This window comes from Loktanella atrilutea (assembly GCF_900128995.1).
In the GTDB taxonomy this organism is placed as follows: domain Bacteria; phylum Pseudomonadota; class Alphaproteobacteria; order Rhodobacterales; family Rhodobacteraceae; genus Loktanella; species Loktanella atrilutea.
On record NZ_FQUE01000007.1, the window covers coordinates 145,021 to 165,263 of the forward strand.

The window sequence follows — 20,243 nt, forward strand, 5'->3', positions numbered from 1 at the left end:
GTTACATCCAGGGCATCATATAGCACCGGACGGTCAATGCAGTAACGCCCCCGTGGGCGCAACGCGCTGACGAGGGGCGATCCCCCGGCCAACGGGGGACCGGAAGGCTTTGCTTCCGGGTGTTAAGTGGCGTTTAGAAGCTGCGGCGGTGCGAGTCAAGCACGGGGGCTGGCCGAGGTGGGGTGCGTGCCGGATGTCGCCCGCGCAGCGTGTTCCGCCAGAAACGCGCCAACGTCGGCGACGCTCGCGTCCGCCTCTGGCGTGCGGCCGACGTTCATGTGCCAGACGTGGGGCAGGCCTGTGCTTTCGGTCAGTGTCACATCCACGCCTTGCGCGGTCAGACGCTCTGCCATCAGTCGTGCGTCATCGTAGAGGACCTCTGTCGTGTCCGTATGGATCAGCACCGGCGGCGCGCCACGGAAATCACCAAGGATCGGCGAGGCATCCGGCTGCGCGGGGTCGGCACCATTCAGGTAGGCCGCAATGCCCCGGGCACCCCAGCGGGTCGACACCAGCGGATCGTGCCGCCGGTTGCTGGTCAGTGATGGGTTCTGCAGCCGCAGGTCCGTGACCGGGCAAAGCGCGGCGACGGCAGCGGGCATCGGCAGCCCTTTCGCGATGATCCGTCCCAGCAGGGCCAGCGCGATGTTGCCGCCCGCACTGTCGCCTGCAAGTGTCATCGGCCCGCTGTTCGGATCGGCGGCGAGGGCCCGCCAGGCGGCCTCGGCATCATCGAGGCCGGCGGGAAAAGGATGCTCCGGCGCCAGGCGGTAGTTCAGGAACACGGCGCGCATGCCGGCAGCCTGACCCAGCCGTGCGACCAGATGACGATAGCCGCGGAGGTTGCCAAGCGTAAATGCGCCGCCGTGAATGTAGAGCAGCGTGCCGTGGGTGTGCGGCTGTCCCATGTCGCACAGGGTGCAGGTGCGCTGCCCCAGCCGCAGGGTATCCAGCGTCAGTCCCTTGGGCGTGCGGATGCCGAGAACGGCATTCAGGGTGAACAGGTGCCGAAGGATGACCGGATTGCCGATCAGCGCAAGGAGCGGCTTTTGCACCAGACGGGCATTCAGCGTGGCGAGGCGTTGCGGTAAGGATGGCATGATCCCTATGTCGGCACGCCGAACGCGGCGGTCAAGCGCGCCGCTGTGTCGCGGCGTTTAGACATTGTAAATCCGAACGCAATTGGCGAAATCATTGCGCGAATGTTCCCTAACGCACAGGATGGCGCCATGGACAGTTGGGATGAAATCCGCACCGCATTTCAGGTGGCGCGCGCTGGCACCGTCAGCGGTGCGGCCGAGACACTGGGCGTTCACCATGCAACAGTGATACGCCACATCGACGCGCTGGAAGGGCGGCTGGGTGTGAAGCTGTTTCAGCGCCATGCACGGGGCTACACGGCGACCGAGGCGGGCACCGACCTGCTGCGCGTCGCGCAGGCCACGGACGAACAGTTCACGCAACTGGCAGGTCGGATCAAGGGGCTGGGCGAGGGCGTGCGCGGCACGCTGGTCGTTACATCCCTCGCCGCGTTGGGGCCGATCCTGATGCCGGTGCTGGTCGGATTTCAGCGCGAATACCCAGAAATCCGTCTGCAATTCCTGACCGGAGACCGTGTCCTGCGACTGGAATACGGCGAGGCCCATGTGGCGATCCGGGCGGGCAAGCAACCGTCAGAGCCGGACAACGTGGTGCAGTCGCTGGTTACGCAGCGCATGGCGCTGGTCGCATCGGACGATTATATCACCCATTACGGGATGCCGGCAGACGAAGACGATCTGAAGAACCACGTCTTCGTCAGCCATGTGGAGGAGCCGCACCGGGCGCCTTTCTTCCGCTGGTTGCATGACAAGGTGGGGCCGGAGCGCATGGTGCTGCGAGCAACCGACATGCGGGTCATGACGGATGCGATCCTCAAGGGTGCCGGTATCGGTTTCATGTCGGAACTCGAACTGCCGTTGCATCCGCAGGTGCAGCGCGTGATGCCGTCTCGCGACGAATGGTCGGCGCAACTGTGGCTGGTCACGCACGTCGACCTGCATCGCAGCGTGAAGGTCCAGACCTTCCTGAGTTATCTCAAGGCGCATACGACCGATTGGTCGGGCTGACCGGCACGTGTCGGCTGAAACTGGCGCAATGTTTTCCTGATCGCAGCGTCTGGAATGCAACCCACCCGGTCCACAGGGTGTTTGTCCGTATCGCATCACGAGGAGGAAACGTCATGCAAAGCGAACACAACCTCATCGATTCGAGCCGCGTGAACGGCACGGAAGTTTACGGCGCGGATCGTCAACAGATCGGCCATATCGACCACCTGATGATCGACAAGCAGTCCGGGAATGTTGCCTATGCCGTCATGAATTTCGGCGGCTTTCTGGGCATGGGCGAGGACCATCAGCCGTTGCCGTGGAAATCCCTGCGCTATGACACCGAACTGGGCGGCTATGTTACCGACCTGACGAAGGATCGTCTGACGGGTGCGCCGGAACGAGCCAATGACTGGGACCGCAACCGCGACTACGAGACTCGGCTACACGACTATTACGGCCTGGCCCCCTACTGGATCTGACGGGCAACCTTCCCCGCGGGGAAGGCGAACGGTCGCATTATCAAAACATTAAGACAGGGGCCGGGTCAGCCGATCCGGCCCCTGACACCACCGGTCTGGCCCCGGTCCAGCAGGATGTGATCGAGAATGACGCAGGCCATCATTGCCTCGCCCACGGGTACGGCGCGGATACCGACGCAGGGGTCGTGACGCCCCTTGGTGATGACTTCGGTCGGCTGTCCATCCATCGTGATCGACTTGCGCGGGCTGAGGATCGACGACGTCGGCTTGACCGCGAAGCGCACCACGACATCCTGACCGGTGCTGATGCCACCGAGGATGCCACCTGCATGATTGCTCGAATAGATGGGCGCTCCGTCGTTCCCCATGAAGATTTCGTCAGCGTTGTCGCGGCCTGTTAGGGCCGCTGCCGCCATGCCTTCGCCAATTTCGACGCCCTTCACGGCATTGATGCTCATCATCGCGGCAGCAAGGTCCGTGTCCAGCTTTGCATAGACCGGCGCGCCGATGCCCGCGGGCACGCCGCGCGCCACCACCTCGATCACGGCGCCGACGGAGTTGTGGTCGTCCTTGCGCAACCAGTCGAGATAAGCCTCGAAGTCTTTCGCTGCCTCTGCATCAGGACACCAGAAATCGTTGCGGTCGATTTCGTTCCAGTCGAAGCGGTCGCGGTCGATCTTCTTCTCGCCCATCTGGACCATGTAGCCGGTGATCCGCAGGTCCTGCACCAGGCTTGCGATCACCTCGCGCGCGACACCGCCTGCCGCGACGCGGGCCGCCGTTTCACGTGCCGAGGACCGGCCGCCACCGCGCGGATCGCGCAGCCCGTATTTCTGGTGATAGGTGATGTCCGCATGACCGGGCCGGAAGGTGTTCAGGATATCGCCGTAATCCTTCGACCGCTGGTCGGTGTTGCGGATCATCAGCTGGATCGGCGTGCCGGTCGTGCGACCGTCGTAGACGCCGGACAAGATTTCGACAGCGTCGGGCTCGTTGCGCTGGGTGGTGTTGCGGTTCTGGCCAGGCCGGCGCTTGTCCAGCCATTGCTGGATCATCGCAGGGTCCAGCAGGATGCCCGGCGGACAACCGTCGATGGTGGCGCCCAGAGCCGGCCCGTGGCTTTCGCCCCAGGTGGTGAAGCGGAACAGATGACCGAAGGAATTGACCGACATGACGCGCCTCGCTGTTGTTGTCCGGGGCTTAAACCATGTGCAGCCCGTGTTCAATTCGGGCGATTCGCTCGCCGGTTGCGTCCGCAAGCCGTTGAAAATCCGCACGTTACAATTCTGTAACATGTTTTCGTCGCCAAACGACGCTTTCTGTGCGAGCCTTAATGTCAGGTTAATGGCCTGAAACATGGGGAGACGTCCAATGGCGGATGCAACGACCACCGGACCCGGCAGTGACGGAAAGATGTCGCTGACCATGAAGATCATGCTGGCAATGGGGCTTGGGATCCTTGTCGGCGTCGTGTTCAACCAAGTGAACATGCCGTTCATCAACGACTACGTCGTGGCCGGTTTCTTTGGCATGATCGGGAAGATGTTCGTCAACGCGCTCAAGATGCTGGTCGTGCCGCTGGTGTTCTTCTCACTGATCGGTGGAGTCGCGGGCATCGGCGACGTGCGCGTGCTGGGGCGTGTGGGCACGAAGTCCTTCGGCCTCTACATCTTCACCACGGCGCTTGCCATCACCGTTGCGCTGGTGCTGGCCACCCTGATCGGCCCGGGCAAGGGCTTCGACATGACGGGCATCGACGCCAGCGGGATTTCTGCCGCCGAGGCACCGAGCGTCTGGAACGTCTTCGCCGCGATCGTGCCCACCAACCCCATCGCCGCCTTTGCGGCGGGAGAGATGCTTCAGGTCATCTTCTACACTGTGATCCTTGGTATAGCGGTGCTGATGCTGGGCGACCGGTCGAAGCCCTTCATCGAGGCCTGCGACTACATGAACGAGGTGATGATGAAGATCGTCGACCTTGTCATGCGGGCGGCGCCCTACGGCGTTTTCGCTTTGATCGCGAAGACTTTTGCCGAGCAGGGTCTCGGCCTCTTCATCCCGGTGATCGCCTACGTGCTGACGCTGGTGGGGGCTCTCTTCATCCACTTGTTCCTGACCTTGCCCGGTATGCTCAAGCTGTTGACCGGCCTCAACCCGATCACCTTCATGAAGAAGATGCGTCCGGCACAGATATTCGCATTCTCGACCGCCTCGTCCAACGCGACCATTCCGGTCACCTACCAGTGCACGACGGAGCGCGTGGGCGTGGACGAGAGCGTCGCGTCGTTCTGCATCCCCTTCGGCGCCACGATCAACATGGACGGCACCGCGATCATGCAGGGCGTGGCGACGGTGTTCCTCGCCAATGTCTACGGCATCGACCTTGGCCTGATGGGCTACCTCACGGTGATCGGCATGGCGGTGCTCGCCTCCATCGGCACCGCGGGTGTGCCGGGTGTGGGCCTTGTCATGCTGACCATGGTGCTGACGCAGGTCGGCCTGCCGATCGAGGGGATTGCGATCATCCTCGGCGTCGACCGCCTGATGGACATGATCCGCACGGCGGTGAACATTACCGGCGACGCGATCGTGACCACCATTGTTGCCAAGGGTGAGGGCAAGATAGACATTGCGACCTTCGACAATCCCAATGCGGGTGTCACAGGTGAAGGTGACGCGCATCTGCCGGATCATGCCATCGCCTGAAAAGGCTGACCGAGTCGAAAAGGGCCGCAGGCGTCTGCGGCCCTTTTCTTTTGCGCTGTCGCGCGCTAGCTGTGGTACACCTCGGGGGGCCTTCACTGGCTGAGATGCGCAAGCGGACCCGTTGAACCTGAACCGGTTAAGACCGGCGGAGGGAAGGTCCGGCACTCATGCTGTCCCCCAATCCGCCCGTCGTTTTGGAGGAAGACATGAAGACCACGATTTTTCGTCTGTGCCTTGCAAGCGTCGGCGCCATCACTTGTGCCGCGTCGGCGCAGGCTCAGACGCCAGTGCTGAACGTGCTGACCTACGACAGCTTTACCAGCGAATGGGGCCCGGGACCCGCGATCGAGAAAGCGTTCGAAGCTGAATGTAGCTGCGATCTGGTGTTTACCGGTGCCGGCGACGGCGCAGCGCTGCTGGCGCGACTACAACTGGAAGGGCCGCGCACGGATGCGGACGTGGTGCTGGGCCTTGATACCAATCTGACCGCCGCCGCCAGCGACACGGGCCTTTTCACACCGCATGGCGTGACTGCCGAGCTGACGCTGCCGGTAGATTGGAGCGACGACACCTTTCTGCCCTTCGACTGGGGCTACCTTGCCTTCGTGGCGGACAAGGACACTGCGGCCGTCCATTCGTTCAAGGAACTGGCCGACAGCGATCTGAAGATCGTGATCGAGGATCCACGCTCCTCGACTCCCGGGCTAGGGCTTCTGATGTGGGTCCATGCACTCTACGGCGATGATGCGAGCCGGATCTGGGCCGACCTCGCGGATAATATCGTCACCGTCACGCCCGGATGGACCGAAGCCTACAACCTCTTTCTTGCGGGAGAGGCAGATGCAGTCCTGTCCTACACGACCTCACCCGCCTATCACTTGATCGCCGAGGACGACGACTCCAAGACATCCTGGGCGTTCGACGACGGCAACTACCTGCAGGTCGAGGTCGCGGCCATGGTCGCGGGCACCGACCAGCCGGAACTGGCCCGTCAGTTCATGGCCTTCATTGCGGAGCCGGCGTTTCAGCAGGTCATTCCCGAAACCAACTGGATGTATCCCGCCACGCAGGTGGCGCTGCCTGCCGGTTTCGATACCTTGACGGTTCCGCCGAAGGGGTTGCTGCTGTCGTCGCAGGATGCGGCCGACGTGCGTGACGAGCTGGTGGATACGTGGCGCAACGCCCTGTCGCAGTGATGCGCGGCCTGCCGGCATGGCTGGCGACGACACTCGTTCTGCTGCTGACGCTGGGCACGCTGGCGGCTGTCGCCCTGCGAGCAGAGGTCGGCCACGGCCTGTCCGCCGGGGACTGGGCCGCGATCCGCTTCACCCTCGGGCAGGCCGCGGTGTCCGCGCTAGTCAGCGTGGCGCTGGCGGTGCCGGTGGCGCGCGCGCTGGCGCGGCGGCGTTTCCGGGGGCGGGGGGTGCTGGTGATGCTGCTGGGCGCGCCCTTCATCCTGCCGGTCATCGTCGCCGTCCTTGGACTGCTTGCCGTCTTTGGGCGGGGCGGGCTGTTGAACGCTGGCCTCGAGGCAGCCGGACTGGCGCCGGTTTCGATCTATGGCGCAGGCGGTGTCGTCTTGGCACATGTCTTCTTCAACCTGCCACTGGCGGTGCGCCTGATCCTGCAGGGTTGGGTCCAGATCCCGGCAGAGCGGTTTCAGCTTGCGGCGCAGTTGAACGCTTCCGTCTGGCGCCTGCTTGAAGCGCCCATGTTGGCGCGCGCCCTGCCGGGGGCGACCCTCGTGATCTTCCTGATTTGCCTGACCAGCTTTGCCGTGGCTCTGACACTGGGCGGTGGCCCACGCGCTACGACGGTCGAGCTTGCGATATGGCAGGCAGTCCGCTTCGACTTCGACCTTGGCCGGGCCGCTCTGCTGTCCTGCATCCAGTTCGCCCTCTGCGCTACTGCGGCCGCGGTTGCGTGGCGGGTGACGCCGGTGGACGGCTTCGGCGGCGGTCTGGACCGTGTTGTCGCCCGCTGGGACCAAAGCCTTTGGGATTGGCTGTGGTTGGCGGCGGTGACAGTGTTCCTTGCCCTGCCGCTGGCAATGGTCATCTGGCGTGGCGTGCCGGGGCTGGGCGATCTGGGGCCGGGCATCTGGGCCGCCGCCGGGCGATCGGTGGCCGTGGCGGCAGGATCAACGGCGTTGAGCCTCTTGCTGGGCCTTGCGCTGGCGCTGCGTGGTGGGTTCGTCACTTCAATCGTCGGGGTGCTGCCGCTCGCCGCGAGTGCGCTGGTCATGGGGACAGGTCTGTTCCTCTTGCTTTTCCCTTTCGCGAACCCGGCGACGCTCGCCCTGCCGGTGACGCTGTGCGTGAATGCCGTTATGGCGCTGCCGTTTGTCCTGCGGGTCCTTGCGCCCGCGGTGAAGGACATCCGCGCGAATTACGGCAGGCTGGCGGAGACGCTGGGCCTGCGAAGTGTGGACTTGCTCCGCATCGTCATCATGCCGCGCCTTCGAAGACCGCTGGGATTTGCGGCAGGGCTGACGGCGGCGCTGTCGATTGGCGACCTCGGAGTCATTGCCCTGTTCGCGACCGACGCACAGGAAACGCTGCCGCTTGCGATGTATCGCTTGATGGGCGCCTATCGCATGGACGCGGCGGCCGGGGCTGCCTTGCTGTTGCTGGCGCTGGCGCTTGGTGCCTTCTGGGTCTGCGACAGGGGAGGGCGTATGCATGTTGACGCTTGACGGTGTGACCCTTGCGCAGGGCGACTTTCGCCTGACCGCCGATCTGCGAATTCCGCCGGGGCTGACGGCGGTCATTGGGCCGTCGGGCGGCGGCAAATCGACCCTTTTGGCGGCGGTTGCGGGATTTCTGACGCCCCGCGCCGGGCGCATCCGGTGGGACGGGGACGACATCACCGTGCGCCAGCCGGGCGACCGCCCGGTCACCATGCTGTTTCAGGATAACAACTTGTTCCCCCACCTGACGATCGCGCAGAACGTCGGACTGGCCCTTGCTCCGCGGTTGCGGCTGACCGTCGCCCAGCAGGAACAGGTTGCCGTTGCGCTTGCCGCTGTCGGGCTGGAGGGGATGGGTGATCGCAAGCCGCGCGCCCTGTCCGGTGGCCAACAGGGCAGGGCCGCGCTGGCGCGCGCGCTGCTCGCGGACCGTCCGGTCGTCCTGCTGGACGAGGCGTTTGCCGCCCTTGGCCCGTCGCTGCGGCACGAGATGCTGACGCTGGTGCGTGACCGGCTGGTGGGGCAGGGCCGCACGGTGATCGTCGTGACACACGATCCGCAGGACGCCCGCGACTTTGCAGATCAGGTCGTGCTCGTGGCCGACGGGGTCGCACACCCGCCGCGCGATACCGCGGTCATCTTCGAAGACCCGCCGCAGGCACTGCGCGACTATCTGGGCGGCTGACATGCAAAAGGCCCGCCGATGAGGGCGGGCCTTTCAGGTAACCTAGGACAGGGCCTAGTGCTTGATCTTGTTCTTGTGCGGCGCCCAGATGCGCTTGTTCGTCAGGTAAAGCAGTACGGACAGCACGCTGAGGAAGATCACGCCGGTCAAGCCCGCCTGCTTGCGCGCCACCAGTTTGGGCTCTGCCGTCCACATCAGGAAGGCAGCGACGTCCTGCACCTCGTCCTCAAGACTGTTGGCGCTTTCGTCGTCGAAGGTCACGTCCTCGCCATAGAGGGGCTGCGGCATGGCAATCCAGCTGCCGGGCACTGTGTGGTGTCCATGCTCGTCCTTGCAGGCATCGGGGAAACCGCCGTTGGCGAAGGCAATGTTGTAATAGCCTTCCATCGGCGTTTCCATCGCAGCAGCGCATTCCGGCTCGTCACGATAGCCCTCCAGCAGGGACGCGATGTATTCCGGGCCGCCCATGCCGTTCACAAACTGGCTGATACCGGTGCCGTAGGGACCATGAAAGCCTGCGCGGGCCTTTGCCATCAGGGATAGATCAGGTGCGTTGGCCAGCGACGAAGCGGGATAGTAGTCCGCTGGGGTCGCCGCGCGGTAGTCGCCGGCACCGTCGGCCAGCGACTGGTCGAAGACCTCGAAGTTCGCTGCATAGGCGCGCATCTGGTCTTCGGGGATCGCCGGGCCGGTTTCGTCAGACAGCGTCCGGAATGCGACGCGGGTCATGCCGTGACAGGCAGCGCAGACCTCGGTATAGATTTTCAGGCCGCGCTGCAGCTGCATGGTGTCGTAGCTGCCGAAAGGACCCTCGAACGGGAAGTCGAAATCGTGGATCTCGACTTCCGTCTCGGCGGTGGCGACACCGGTGGACAGCGCAAGCGCCGTCAGGGCCGTCAGGGTGAATGTGCGAAACATGGTCACGTGGTCCTTTCTCACTCTGCCGGGTTGACGACGGTCGTCGTGCCGCCGGTCGGAGCGTAGTGCGATTTGAAGTCGTCTTCGATGGTGGCAGGCTGCGCCAATGGCTTTTCCATGACACCCAGCAGCGGCAGGATGATCAGGAAGTAGGCAAACCAATAGGTCGCGGCGATCAGCGAAATCCAGTCGTAGGGGAATTCCGCAGGCTGCGCACCGGCCCACATCAGTACCACGAAGTCGACCGCCAGCAGCGAGAACCACCACTTGAAGGTCGGCCGGAAGCGGCCCGACCGAACGGAGGAGGTGTCGAGCCAGGGCGCCAGCGCCATGACCGCGATCGCACCGAACATCGCAAGCACGCCGAAGAACTTGGCGTCGATGATCCCGAAGCTGATCCAGTTCACCAGCTGCACCACCCAGACGTCGCCGGTGAAGGCGCGCAGGATCGCGTAGAACGGCAGGAAGTACCATTCCGGCACGATGTGGCTTGGTGTGGCCAGCGGGTTCGCGGGGACGTAGTTGTCCGGGTGACCGAGGTAGTTCGGCATGAAGCCGACGATCGCCATGAACACGGCCAAAATCACGGCCAGAGCGAAGAGGTCCTTGATCACGAAGTATGGCCAGAACGGCAGGGTATCCTTCTCTGCATCCTCTTTCGACGTGCGGCGCACCTCGACCCCGGTGGGGTTGTTGTTGCCGGTCGTGTGGAAAGCCCAGATGTGCACCATCGTCAGGCCCAGCAGGATGAAGGGCATCAGGTAGTGCAGCGAGAAGAAGCGGTTCAGCGCAGGCTGGCCGACGGCGGAGGCCCCCAGCAGCCAGGTCTGGATCGATTCACCGATGAAGGGAATCGCGCCGAACAGGCCGGTGATGACGGCCGTACCGTGGAACGACATCTGGCCCCAGGGCAGCACGTAACCCATGAAGGCGGTGCCCATCATCAGCAGATACATCAGCATGCCGATGATCCACGTCACCTCACGCGGGGCCTTGTATGATCCATAGTAGAGGCTGCGGAAGATGTGCAGGTAAACGGCGACGAAGAAGAGCGACGCACCGTTGGAATGGAAGTAGCGGATCATGTGGCCACCGTTGACGTCGCGCATGATATGCTCGACCGAGGAGAAGGCCATATCGACGTGTGGAGTATAGTGCATCACGAGCACGATGCCGGTGGCGATCTGCAGGACCAGCGTGAAGGTCAGGACGATGCCCCAGATCCACATCCAGTTCAGGTTCTTCGGCGTTGGAATGAACAGCGCGTCATGGACAAGGCCGACGATCGGCAACCGCTTGTAAAGCCACTTTTCACCGCCAGAGTTCGGTTCGTAGTGGTCGTGGGGAATACCAGACATGGGTGTCGTTCCTCTTAACCGAGTTGAATGGTGGTGGCGTCGACGAAGGACGCGACGGGCACGGGCAGGTTGCGCGGCGCCGGACCTTTGCGGATGCGGCCGGCGGTATCGTAGTGCGACCCGTGGCACGGGCAGAACCAGCCACCGAAGTCGCCCTGTTCACCCAGCGGCACGCAGCCGAGATGGGTGCAGACGCCCATCATGACCAGCCAGGCCTCTCCGCCTTCCTCGTCCGATCCGGTGGAGGTGGCCAGCGCGCGGTTCGCGTCGGTCGCTTCCGACCCGTCGGGCAGGTTGGCATTCTCTGCGTTGGTGTCGACCAGTTGGGACAACTCGACGGCCTGGGCTGCCTCGACCTCTGCCGGGGTGCGGTAGCGGATGAAGACCGGCTTGCCCTGCCACAGCACGGTCAGCTGCGTGCCTTCGGCAACGCCGCTGATGTCGACGCGGATCGATGCCAGAGCCTGCACGTCGGCAGAAGGGTTCATCTGGTTGACCAGCGGCCAGACAGCGGCACCGCCGACGACGACGGCGGCACCGGCGGTCGCATAGTAAAGGAAATCGCGGCGTGTGCCCTGATGTTCGTCTGCATGTGACAAAAGGATGTCTCCCGATTGAGGGGGGCGCCTGTCAGGGGCCCTGCGAATAGGTGGAGGGAGGGCACGCGGTGCCGTCCGATCCGGCGTTGTGTAGCCCGCACGCCCCGGTCAGTCCAGCGGACATTCCGGCGCAGGGGCCCGATATGAGGCTTGAATGACGCAGTTTTCGGGCGACACCTGCAGGTTTGGCCACGGCGTCGATCACGTCAATCTGTTCGGTCCGCGGATGCCGGGTCTTGAGACGCCGCCCTTCGCGGTTTAGATGCATTGGGTGAACACATTCTGAAAGGACATGCCGTGCTGCGTGCCTCACTCGTCGCCCTGTCGCTTGCCGCTGTCATGCCTGCCGCTGCCAGCGCCGAGGTCGAACTGAGTTTTTACGGCGGCGCGCAGAGTGCGCCACATTCGGACCTCTTCATCAGCGGCGATCCAGCCTATCCCGCCAAGACGCGCGTGCAGTGGAAGGGTCGGTCCTTCGATCCACCCCCCTATTACGGCCTGCGTGCGACCTACTGGGCATCCGACAGCTTTGGTTACGGCCTCGATTTCACGCATACCAAAGTCTATTCCACTGCCGATTCGCGCGGCAGCGACTTTACCACGCTGGAGTTCACGGACGGGCTGAACACCCTGACCGCCAATGCCTACCGGCGGTTCCAGCCGATGTATGGCATCCGTCCCTACGTCGGGGCCGGCCTTGGCGTTGCGATCCCGCACGTCGAAGTGTCGAACGGCACGACCAGCACATTCGGCTATCAGGTGACCGGGCCCGCTGCGACCGTGCTCGCCGGTGCGACCTATCCGATCAGTGAGCGCTTCTCGGTGTTCGGTGAATACAAGTTCACCTATTCCCAGAATACCGCCGACCTCGACGGCGGGGGCACGCTAGAAACGGATATCATCACCAACGCTCTGAACGTTGGCGTCAGCTTCAGCTTCTGACGATCAGGCCGGGACGACGGTGGCAAGCATCGCGTCCCGCGCCATGAAGGTCCTGTGCCATGCGGCCAGATCTGCGTGGCCGTCCCGCCAGCCGCGCGCATCATGGCGCAGGTCGATATAGGCTAGTGCGCAGGCGACGGCGATCTGTCCCATGTCCAACGGCCCTGAAAGGTGGGACATCCAGCGCGCGTCGATTGCGCCGATGGCGCGATGGGCCTTGGCCCACTGTGCTTCGACCCAGTCCGACGATTGCTGCGCGGCGGGGCGCATCCGTGCCTCGTAGGTCATGGCAAGCGCGGCTTCCATGATACCGTCGGCCGTGGCCTCCAAGGTCAGCACTTCCCACAGGCGGGTCTGCGGATAGAAGGCGGTGCCGGCGTGATCGTTCAGAAAGCGCGTGATCACGCGGCTATCATAGATCGCCGGCCCGTGGTCGCGCAGAAGCGCGGGAATCTTTCCCAACGGGTTGGCGGCGGCGACCGCCGCATCCGTCGCGGTCGGAGAGGTCGAGACATTGACCTCTTCGACGGTGTCCAGCAAATCCGCCTCGCGCAGCACGACGCGGCATTTGCGGGCAAAGGGAGAAGCGGGCGACATCAGCAGTTTCATGGGGCGTGGTCCTGTCTGGAGGGTTGCCGAACCCAACCATACCGCTTGCGGTCTGGCAAGCGTTGCAGCCACTCTGCGAAGCCGTCAGCCGACGATGTCGCGTGGCTGGAAGAGGATGCCGTCGGGGGTGGCCTGCACCAGCGCGTCGACCCCGAAGACATCCCGGACGAGGGTTTGGGTCAGCGTCTCGAGAGGTGTTCCGTCTGCGACCATCCGGCCCTTGTCGATCACCACGAGGCGGGTGCAGTGGCGCGCGGCAAGCCCCAGATCGTGCAGGGACACGATGACGGACCGCCCCTCCGCCGCAAGGTCGGCAAAACGTTTCATGGTGCCGATCTGATGAGCAAGGTCGAGGCCCGCGATCGGCTCGTCGGCCATCAGCAGCGGCGCATCCTGCGCCAGTGCCCGCGCGATCAATACCCGTGCCTGTTCGCCGCCGGACAGCCTGGTGGCCGTGCGGTCCCTGAAGGCCGAGAGATCCATACGGGCGATGGCGCGGTCAACGGCGGCGCGGTCGGTCGCATTGGGCTTCTGGCCGGTGGCAAGATGTGGCGTGCGCCCCAGCAGGATCAGGGTAGCCACATCGACCTGCCAGGCGATCTCTCTCGCCTGCGGCAGCCAGGCGACAGCGCGCCCGCGCGCGCGCGGCGCGAGTTGTGCCAGAGAGCTGTGTCCCGTGGGCGGGATCAGGCCGAGTGCGGCGCGCATCAGAGTCGTCTTGCCGGCGCCGTTGGGGCCAATCAGCCCCACGATTTCACCGGTCCCGACTCTTAGGTTGATGCCTTGAAGAACGGTGCGGCCGCGACGCGTTACGCCTAGTTCACGCAAGGTCAGCAGTGTCATGTCGCGTCCTGCCGCGTGCGATAGATCAGGTGCAGGAACAGCGGTGCGCCGATCAGGGCGGTCACGACGCCCAGCTTGAGGTCGCGGTCCGGCAGGATCGCACGCACCACGATATCCGCCGCCAGCAACATCGCCGCCCCACCGAGTGTCGAGGCCAACAGCAGTCGCCCGGGCCGCGCACCGACGAAGGGGCGCAGCAGGTGCGGCACGACCAGCCCGACGAAGCCGATGGCGCCCGCGACGGCTGTCGATGCGCCGACGACGGCGGCGGTGCCGAAGATCAAAGTCAGACGCATCCGTCGCAGGCCGATCCCCATCGCCTCTGCCGCGTCCTCGCCCAGCGTCAGGGCGTCCAGCCCGCGCGACAGGCTCGCCAGCAATGCGGATCCCAGCAGGATAAAGGGCAGCGCAATCCAGACGTGCGTCATCGACCGGTCGGACAGTGATCCCATCATCCAGAACACGATCTCGTTCGCGGCAAAGGGGTTTGGCGACAGGTTCAGAACCAGCGCGGTCAATGCCCCCGCGAGCGCCGATATGGCGATCCCCGCAAGGATCAGGCTGAGTGACGATCCTCTCGGACCAGCGAGCAGCAGCACGGCGCATACACCAAGCACCGCTCCACTCAGCGCCGCCATCGGCAATCCCAAGGACCATGTCGTGGCGAACCCGGTCTGAATCGCCAGCACCGCGCCGAGGGCGGCCGAGCCCGAGACACCGATCAGGCCGGGGTCCGCGAGCGGGTTGCGCAGGTAGCCCTGCATTGCCGCCCCCGCCAATCCAAGCGCGCCGCCGATCAAGAGACCGAGCAGCGCGCGGGGCAGGCGAATCTCGCGCATCACGAGTGTCATTGGTCCTTCGCCGCCCATAATCAACGCCCGCAGGCTGGGACCGGGGGAGATATGCGCGGGCCCGATAAGCAGGGCCGTGACGAACAGCGCCACCAAAAGACCTGAAAGAATCAGGGTCAGCCGGGTCATCGCTGCCCGTCCTGCAGGGTGTGGCGCAGATCTGCCATCGCGTTGATTGCCTGCAGCACGAAGGGCGTGCCGCAGACCCAGTCGCGGTCCATCATCCGGGCCCCGGGCCGACCGTCGCGCAGGGCGGCGATGACCGGGTGATCGGTAACCGCTTCCGCCCGGGATTCGCCCGCGTACGGTACGCCAGTTATAACTGTGTCCGGTGCTGCCATGACCAGAACCTCCAGCGGCAGAAAGCCCCCATCGGCAAGTCCTGCCTCTGCCGCGACGTTGTCCAGACCGGCAGCGCTCAGGATTTCCCCTGCAAGGGTACGGTCGCCGGACGTGTAGCCGTTGGCGGAATAGAGGGCCGCTCGCGGGTTTGCCGCGTCTTTTGAGTTGAGAAGCCCAAGTCGCGTTTGAAAGTCCGCCACCAGCGATTCCGCCTTTGCCTCCTGTCCCAATGCCTTGCCCGTCTGAATCAGGAGGGCGGCAATGTCGTCCAGCGTGTAGGCGGGTTCGAGCAGGAGGACAGGGATGCCAAGCCGGTCCAGCATGTCGACAGTCGCGCGCCGGGTGAAGGTGCCGGCGATCACGAGGTCGGGCTGCATCAGATAGATCTCCTCTGCACGCCCGTGGTTGAGCGGGTATCGGGCCGCGACATCCGCCATGGCGGACCCGCGCGGATCGGCGGAGAGGGCAGAGACGGAAATCAGCTGGCCCTCGCCCGCCACCAGCATTGCAAGCTGATCCGTGCAGAGGTTCATGGATACGACGCGCCGTGGCGCATCGGCCAGTGCCGGTGCAGCGGTCAGCGCTGCCACCAGCCACGGTATCCAGAGACTAGAAGCGTGCATCGAGGCCGACATAGGCAGCACGCCCGCGGGTAGCATATCCCCAGACCTCGACCGCCGGATCGTCGAAGAGATTGGCGACCCGCCCCGTAAGGGCGACGCGATCGGTCAGGTCATACTGCGCCGCGACATCGACGGTCGTGAAGGCCGGTAGCTCTGCCATCTGGTAGGCGCCGAAGAACTGGGCGTCGACATTGCCCGAGACGTGCCGAATATCCGCCGACAGGCTGCCCCGACCGTCAAAGGTGTCCCATGTCCCGCCAAGCGTCAGCGTATTTCGGGGACGGCGTTGTTCGACGCTGCCGTCCTGGTTCGTCGCGTCGAGGTAGGTATAGGTCATCCGCAGCGCGAGTGTGTCTGTCGCCCGCAGGCTGCCTGTTACCTCGACCCCCTGCCGACTGCTGTCGCCGGACTGATTGATGAAGCCGAAGGTGCCGGGTCCGGTCGTGACATCGGTGATCTCGTCGGTCAGCACCTCTTTGAAATAGGTGATATCGAGCGTGCCGCGGCCATTGAGGACCGGCAAGGTGACCCCGAAATCGAAACCGATGTTCCGCTCGGGCGTCAGGGACGGATTGCCGGTATAGCCGAAGTCGGTGGCGTAAAGCTCGAAATAGGACGGATTCACGATGCCCACCCCGGCGGAGCCATGCAACCGCGCGCCGTTCTGTCCGACCGGATAGGACAGCCCGACGTTCCACGTCGTCGCATCCTTGAACGTGTCGTTGTTATCGAAACGCAAGCCCGCCTGCAGATCAAGGCCGTTGTCGAGGCTGCCGCGGTATTCCAGCGCCACGGATGTCGCTTTGCGGGCGTAGAGGGGGTTCGACCGGCTGCTGTCGTTCGTATCTTCGACAAGCAGGTTCAACAGGTGCTGCGTCTCGGTTACCGCAAGCCCGTCGAGGCCGTAACTGAGCCGGTATTTCAGCGCATCGCGTTCCGTGCGGACCGCGGCACCCCCTTCATAGGCGGCGGTATTGTCCGTGCGCTCATAGGACACCCGGTGAGTCAGCCGTCCGCCCATGGTATCGAGTTCGGCAAAGAGGCCGCCGGTGGTTTCGTCCCGCGTGCTGGACAGAGTGGTGTCGTCGACGATGGAGCCCGCGGCGTCGGGCGCGGCGTAATCCACTGCATCGGTATCATACTCCTGTTCCGACCGGCGAAGGGTAAAACCGAGCTTCAGCGCATCCATGGCCAGAAAATCGCCCGACAGGATGGCTGTCGTGCGGGTCATGGCGTCACGCTCTCCGCCATCGCCGGACTGGTCGAAACCGTCGTCCTGCACGTGCGACAGGGACAGCGAGAGCCCTCCGCGATCTGTCCGGTGCGCGAGAAACGCGGTCACCGTCGTCGCTTCACCACCCTCAATCGAGCCATTGAGGGTGGTGCCGACCTGACCCTTGCGGGTGATGATATTGATGACCCCGGCAGACGCGTCGGAACCGTAGTAGACGGACTGCGGGCCGCGCAGCACCTCGATCTTCTCGATATTCGCGGTCTCCAGCCCGCTGAGGATGTATTCCCAGTCGCCGCCGGCCGCGGCGATACCGTCGATCAAGACCAGCGTGTGACTGGCCTCTGCGCCGCGGATGCGGACCTGCGTGTAGGTCGGGCCGGAGCCGGTGACCGCCACGCCCGGAAGAGTGCGCAGGGCATCCTGGACGGTAGCGATACCACGTGCCGCGATCTCGTCGCCGGTCACGATGCTGGACGCGCGTGGCAGCGAGCCTGCGGCAATGGGGGACAGGCCACCGGTGACGATGATCTCGTCAAGGACGAAGGCGTCCTGCGCGCGGGCCTGTGAAAGGGTGGTCGTCAGGCAGACGGAAGCCATTAGAACGGTGCGAAGCATGGGATGATCCCTCGGGTCGTCCCTTCGGGGACGTAATTGCGTTAAGCCAGAGGGGGATTGGCCCCCGCAGACGGTGACGACACCACAAGCGGAAGCTCCGCAGCCCCGACGCCCCACGCGCCCGGACAGGGTGAACACCTCGGCAGGTCTCCTGACTTGCGGGTCATCGCTGGGCCGGTCCTTCCCATCACGCGGGTGCGTGACAGTGGCACATTCCGGCTTCGCTCTCCGCCTACAGTTGCGGGGGCAGTCGTGGATTTGGCCTGATAGCCGAACCACGTTCCCTTTTCACCAGACGGTAGACCGCCCGGACCGAAGTGCCACGTCTCTAGCGGGTCGGTCCTGCGTTGAAAAGAGGGACCCTTGCCCTCGCGCCCCGACCCCTCGGCTTTGCTTGCCTGAAGGTGCAAGTGACGGCTACGGTAGTCCTGCCTGAGGTCGAAGTGCCGTCGATCGACAGGATTCGGAGGGCAAGGCTGGCGTTAACGTTGACCGGCTGGTTGGGCCTGCCGGCGGGGGCGATGAGTGGATCGGAAGTGCGTGCAGGATCTGTCAGATCGGGGTGAGGAATGGACAACGCGCTTGGGGATCTGACGGTTGTCGAGGGGGCGTCGTTCATCGCCGGTCCGTCCTGCGCACTGCATCTGGCGCAAATTGGCGCGACGGTCATCCGTTTCGACATGATCGGCGGCGGGCCGGACTACAATCGTATGCCGCGCACGGACACGGGCGAAAGCCTTTACTGGCAAGGGCTGAACAAGGGCAAGCTGTCGATCGCCATTGACCTGCGGTCGCCAGAAGGACGCGAGCTTGCCCGGTCGATCATCACGGCGCAGGGGCCGGGCAGCGGAATCTTCGTCACGAATTATCCCGAAACGGGTTTTCTGGCTCACAATGCCCTTGCGACACAACGGGCCGATCTGATCACCTTGCGGGTGCAAGGCTGGGGCGATGGGCGAAACGGCGTCGACTACACCGTCAATGCTGCCGTTGGCGTGCCCTACATGACCGGGCCGACGGACATTCCTCCGGATCAACCGGTCAACAGCGTATTACCTGCCTGGGATCTGATGACCGGCGCCTACGGCGCTTTCGCGGTGCTGGCGGCGGTGCGCAGGCGGGCAACGACCGGGCAGGGTGGAGAGATCAGGCTGGCCCTCTCCGATGTGGCGATGGGATCGCTGTCGAACCTGGGCCAAGTGGCCGAAGTGTCGCTGGGGGCCGACCGCCCCCGGAGCGGGAATGCGCTTTTCGGTGCGTTCGGGCGGGATTTCCGGACACGGGACGGGCATGCTGTGATGATCGTGGCGATCACGCCCAAGCAATGGAGCGGACTGGTCGCGGCGCTCGATCTGGACCGCGCCGTGGCCAAGGTGGAGGCCGCGCTTGGCCTGTCCTTCGCCATCGACGAGGGGGTGCGCTATGCCCATGCGGATCGTCTTTACGACCTGATCTCTCCGGCGATCGCCGCGCGGGATTTAGCCCCGTTGACGAAGGCTTTGGACCGCAACAGTGTCTGCTGGGAGCGTTACAGGACGCTGAAGGACGCGGTGGAGAATGATCCGCGCTGCATCGCCGAAAATCCTCTGTTCGATCCCGTCTTACATCCGGGCGGGTCGACCTACCCCACGGCCAAAGGGCTTGCACGGTTCGGCGGCGACGCAGGTCGACCGGCACGGGCGGCGCCCAGGCTTGGGCAGGATACGGAACAGGTTCTGGCAGATCATCTGGGATTGTCAGCAGGTCAGATCGGCGACCTTATGGACCGTGGCATCGTTGCGGGGCAGTAGGCGCCGGGACTCGTCCGGCATGGATCAGTCCGCATCGTCGGCAGGACGGCTGACGCGGATGTCGGTCCGCCAACCTGCGCACAGGTCATGCAGTCCTTCAGAAACAGCAGCATCCGTGAAAAAGACGTCGATGTCCGACAGGGATCCGATGCGTGCCGGGGCCTTGCGTTTGAACTTCGTATGGTCGGCCATCAGCATTTTGCGACGCGACTGGTTCAGGATCGTCTGACTGACGCCGACTTCGCGCAGGTCGAAATCAAGGATGTCACCATCTGCGTCGATGGCCGAACAACCGATGACACCGATATCGAACTTGAACTGGCGGATCGCGGCAGTGGTAATGTCGCCGGTCAGCCCGCCGTCAGATTGCCGCAGTGCGCCGCCCGTGACGATCACCTCGCAGTCCGGGTTGCGCGTCAGGATATTGGCAACGTTCATGTTGTTGGTGACAACCAGCAGGTTGCGGTGGTGCAGCAGTTCCGTCGCCACGGCCTCTGTGCTGGTCCCGATATTTAGGAAGATTGCACAATCCTCGGGAATGCAGGCGGCGCAGGCCTTGGCCATCGCGGTCTTGCCTTCGGCATTCAGACGGCGGCGTTCCTCGTAGGCGATGTTCACGGTGCCCGAGGGCAGGACCGCCCCGCCATGTACCCGTTCCAGTTTGCCCGCATCGGCAAGCTCACTCAGGTCCCTGCGGATTGTTTGCAGCGTGACGCCCAGCCGCTCTGCCAGATGCTCGACCGTGACCTTGCCGTCACGTCGGGCGATGTCGAGAATTTCCGGGTGTCTGATGGTTTGCGACATGAACGTGTTCCGGTTGGTGTGGCTCTAATATGGCAGGATTTGCGGGAAGATTGATATGGCATTTGT

19 protein-coding genes and 2 riboswitches are annotated in these 20,243 nt (G+C 64.2%); of the genes, 8 read left to right on the forward strand and 11 right to left on the reverse strand.

All coding sequences use genetic code 11. The features are described from left to right. Positions 1 to 155: 155 nt before the first annotated feature. Positions 156 to 1,100 (reverse strand): alpha/beta hydrolase, encoded by a 945-nt coding sequence (locus tag BUA54_RS14700; protein ID WP_084114431.1) that lies wholly within the window; start codon positions 1,098 to 1,100, stop codon positions 156 to 158. A 129-nt stretch (positions 1,101 to 1,229) separates the two neighbouring features. On the opposite strand from BUA54_RS14700, the gene BUA54_RS14705 reads away from it, so the two are divergent. Together BUA54_RS14705 and BUA54_RS14710 are read left to right on the forward strand one after the other, a co-directional pair. Continuing rightward, positions 1,230 to 2,108, forward strand: coding sequence for a LysR family transcriptional regulator (locus tag BUA54_RS14705; RefSeq protein ID WP_072858014.1), 879 nt, complete (start codon positions 1,230 to 1,232; stop codon positions 2,106 to 2,108). 113 nt (positions 2,109 to 2,221) lie between these two features. Further along, positions 2,222 to 2,569 (forward strand): PRC-barrel domain-containing protein, encoded by a 348-nt coding sequence (locus BUA54_RS14710; protein WP_072858015.1) that lies wholly within the window; start codon positions 2,222 to 2,224, stop codon positions 2,567 to 2,569. A gap of 65 nt (positions 2,570 to 2,634) precedes the next feature. Here BUA54_RS14710 and aroC read toward each other — a convergent pair whose 3' ends face one another. Next, a complete protein-coding gene (gene aroC / locus BUA54_RS14715; protein ID WP_072858016.1) occupies positions 2,635 to 3,741 on the reverse strand; it encodes a chorismate synthase in 1,107 nt (368 codons plus the stop codon). A gap of 199 nt (positions 3,742 to 3,940) precedes the next feature. Between aroC and BUA54_RS14725 the strand changes: the two genes are divergently transcribed. The 4 genes from BUA54_RS14725 to BUA54_RS14740 all read left to right on the forward strand — a co-directional run bounded on the left by BUA54_RS14725 (position 3,941) and on the right by BUA54_RS14740 (position 8,649). Then, entirely contained in the window at positions 3,941 to 5,275 is a 1,335-nt protein-coding gene (locus BUA54_RS14725) for a dicarboxylate/amino acid:cation symporter (RefSeq protein ID WP_072858018.1), read from the forward strand. Positions 5,276 to 5,347: 72 nt separating this feature from the next. Further along, positions 5,348 to 5,446: riboswitch (TPP riboswitch) on the forward strand. A gap of 35 nt (positions 5,447 to 5,481) precedes the next feature. Beyond that, on the forward strand, positions 5,482 to 6,471 hold the full coding sequence (thiB, locus tag BUA54_RS14730) for a thiamine ABC transporter substrate binding subunit (RefSeq protein ID WP_072858051.1): 990 nt from the start codon (positions 5,482 to 5,484) through the stop codon (positions 6,469 to 6,471). Beyond that, positions 6,447 to 7,970, forward strand: coding sequence for an ABC transporter permease family protein (locus BUA54_RS14735; protein ID WP_425434975.1), 1,524 nt, complete (start codon positions 6,447 to 6,449; stop codon positions 7,968 to 7,970). The genes thiB and BUA54_RS14735 overlap by 25 nt, the downstream gene beginning before the upstream one ends. Then, positions 7,957 to 8,649, forward strand: coding sequence for a thiamine ABC transporter ATP-binding protein (locus BUA54_RS14740; RefSeq protein ID WP_072858052.1), 693 nt, complete (start codon positions 7,957 to 7,959; stop codon positions 8,647 to 8,649). The genes BUA54_RS14735 and BUA54_RS14740 overlap by 14 nt, the downstream gene beginning before the upstream one ends. Before the next feature lie 54 nt (positions 8,650 to 8,703). On the opposite strand, the gene BUA54_RS14745 is transcribed toward BUA54_RS14740, so the two are convergent. From BUA54_RS14745 to petA, 3 genes are read right to left on the reverse strand one after another with little or no spacing between them, the layout of a single operon-like run. After that, a complete protein-coding gene (locus BUA54_RS14745) occupies positions 8,704 to 9,567 on the reverse strand; it encodes a cytochrome c1 (protein ID WP_178352762.1) in 864 nt (287 codons plus the stop codon). A gap of 17 nt (positions 9,568 to 9,584) precedes the next feature. Next, positions 9,585 to 10,925, reverse strand: a complete 1,341-nt coding sequence (locus tag BUA54_RS14750; RefSeq protein WP_072858020.1) for a cytochrome b — start codon at positions 10,923 to 10,925, stop codon at positions 9,585 to 9,587. Between the two features lie 14 nt (positions 10,926 to 10,939). Beyond that, positions 10,940 to 11,524, reverse strand: coding sequence for a ubiquinol-cytochrome c reductase iron-sulfur subunit (petA, locus tag BUA54_RS14755; RefSeq protein ID WP_072858021.1), 585 nt, complete (start codon positions 11,522 to 11,524; stop codon positions 10,940 to 10,942). Between the two features lie 297 nt (positions 11,525 to 11,821). Between petA and BUA54_RS14760 the strand changes: the two genes are divergently transcribed. Beyond that, the gene (locus BUA54_RS14760) at positions 11,822 to 12,466 is read left to right on the forward strand and encodes an outer membrane protein (protein ID WP_072858022.1); all 645 of its coding nucleotides are present in this window, start codon (positions 11,822 to 11,824) and stop codon (positions 12,464 to 12,466) included. Between the two features lie 3 nt (positions 12,467 to 12,469). On the opposite strand, the gene BUA54_RS14765 is transcribed toward BUA54_RS14760, so the two are convergent. From BUA54_RS14765 to BUA54_RS14785, 5 genes are all read right to left on the reverse strand, one after another. Then, positions 12,470 to 13,075, reverse strand: a complete 606-nt coding sequence (locus BUA54_RS14765) for a glutathione S-transferase family protein (protein ID WP_072858023.1) — start codon at positions 13,073 to 13,075, stop codon at positions 12,470 to 12,472. A gap of 84 nt (positions 13,076 to 13,159) precedes the next feature. Further along, entirely contained in the window at positions 13,160 to 13,918 is a 759-nt protein-coding gene (locus BUA54_RS14770) for an ABC transporter ATP-binding protein (protein WP_072858024.1), read from the reverse strand. Then, a complete protein-coding gene (locus BUA54_RS14775; RefSeq protein ID WP_072858025.1) occupies positions 13,915 to 14,898 on the reverse strand; it encodes a FecCD family ABC transporter permease in 984 nt (327 codons plus the stop codon). The genes BUA54_RS14770 and BUA54_RS14775 overlap by 4 nt, the downstream gene beginning before the upstream one ends. Next, positions 14,895 to 15,770, reverse strand: coding sequence for an ABC transporter substrate-binding protein (locus BUA54_RS14780; RefSeq protein ID WP_245810691.1), 876 nt, complete (start codon positions 15,768 to 15,770; stop codon positions 14,895 to 14,897). Before BUA54_RS14780 ends, BUA54_RS14775 begins: the two co-directional genes overlap by 4 nt. After that, complete coding sequence (locus BUA54_RS14785) at positions 15,721 to 17,583, reverse strand: TonB-dependent receptor plug domain-containing protein (RefSeq protein WP_072858026.1); 1,863 nt, start codon at positions 17,581 to 17,583, stop codon at positions 15,721 to 15,723. The genes BUA54_RS14780 and BUA54_RS14785 overlap by 50 nt, the downstream gene beginning before the upstream one ends. Before the next feature lie 124 nt (positions 17,584 to 17,707). Beyond that, a riboswitch (cobalamin riboswitch) is annotated at positions 17,708 to 17,915 on the reverse strand. Positions 17,916 to 18,152: 237 nt separating this feature from the next. Between BUA54_RS14785 and BUA54_RS14790 the strand changes: the two genes are divergently transcribed. Beyond that, positions 18,153 to 19,373, forward strand: a complete 1,221-nt coding sequence (locus BUA54_RS14790) for a CoA transferase (RefSeq protein WP_072858027.1) — start codon at positions 18,153 to 18,155, stop codon at positions 19,371 to 19,373. Positions 19,374 to 19,397: 24 nt separating this feature from the next. Here the strand turns inward: BUA54_RS14790 and BUA54_RS14795 are convergent, their stop codons facing one another. Beyond that, complete coding sequence (locus BUA54_RS14795; RefSeq protein ID WP_072858028.1) at positions 19,398 to 20,177, reverse strand: DeoR/GlpR family DNA-binding transcription regulator; 780 nt, start codon at positions 20,175 to 20,177, stop codon at positions 19,398 to 19,400. Positions 20,178 to 20,243 lie beyond the last annotated feature (66 nt).

Coding starts and splice junctions, on each gene's coding strand:
- thiB (WP_072858051.1), top strand. CDS start 5,482: ATGAAGACCACGATTTTTCGTCTGTGCCTTGCAAGCGTCGGCGCCATC.
- BUA54_RS14705 (WP_072858014.1), top strand. CDS start 1,230: ATGGACAGTTGGGATGAAATCCGCACCGCATTTCAGGTGGCGCGCGCT.
- BUA54_RS14710 (WP_072858015.1), top strand. CDS start 2,222: ATGCAAAGCGAACACAACCTCATCGATTCGAGCCGCGTGAACGGCACG.
- BUA54_RS14750 (WP_072858020.1), bottom strand. CDS start 10,925: ATGTCTGGTATTCCCCACGACCACTACGAACCGAACTCTGGCGGTGAA.
- BUA54_RS14790 (WP_072858027.1), top strand. CDS start 18,153: ATGGACAACGCGCTTGGGGATCTGACGGTTGTCGAGGGGGCGTCGTTC.
- BUA54_RS14785 (WP_072858026.1), bottom strand. CDS start 17,583: ATGCTTCGCACCGTTCTAATGGCTTCCGTCTGCCTGACGACCACCCTT.
- BUA54_RS14770 (WP_072858024.1), bottom strand. CDS start 13,918: ATGACACTGCTGACCTTGCGTGAACTAGGCGTAACGCGTCGCGGCCGC.
- BUA54_RS14765 (WP_072858023.1), bottom strand. CDS start 13,075: ATGAAACTGCTGATGTCGCCCGCTTCTCCCTTTGCCCGCAAATGCCGC.
- BUA54_RS14775 (WP_072858025.1), bottom strand. CDS start 14,898: ATGACCCGGCTGACCCTGATTCTTTCAGGTCTTTTGGTGGCGCTGTTC.
- BUA54_RS14745 (WP_178352762.1), bottom strand. CDS start 9,567: ATGTTTCGCACATTCACCCTGACGGCCCTGACGGCGCTTGCGCTGTCC.
- BUA54_RS14725 (WP_072858018.1), top strand. CDS start 3,941: ATGGCGGATGCAACGACCACCGGACCCGGCAGTGACGGAAAGATGTCG.
- BUA54_RS14795 (WP_072858028.1), bottom strand. CDS start 20,177: ATGTCGCAAACCATCAGACACCCGGAAATTCTCGACATCGCCCGACGT.
- aroC (WP_072858016.1), bottom strand. CDS start 3,741: ATGTCGGTCAATTCCTTCGGTCATCTGTTCCGCTTCACCACCTGGGGC.
- BUA54_RS14700 (WP_084114431.1), bottom strand. CDS start 1,100: ATGCCATCCTTACCGCAACGCCTCGCCACGCTGAATGCCCGTCTGGTG.
- BUA54_RS14740 (WP_072858052.1), top strand. CDS start 7,957: ATGTTGACGCTTGACGGTGTGACCCTTGCGCAGGGCGACTTTCGCCTG.
- BUA54_RS14780 (WP_245810691.1), bottom strand. CDS start 15,770: ATGCTACCCGCGGGCGTGCTGCCTATGTCGGCCTCGATGCACGCTTCT.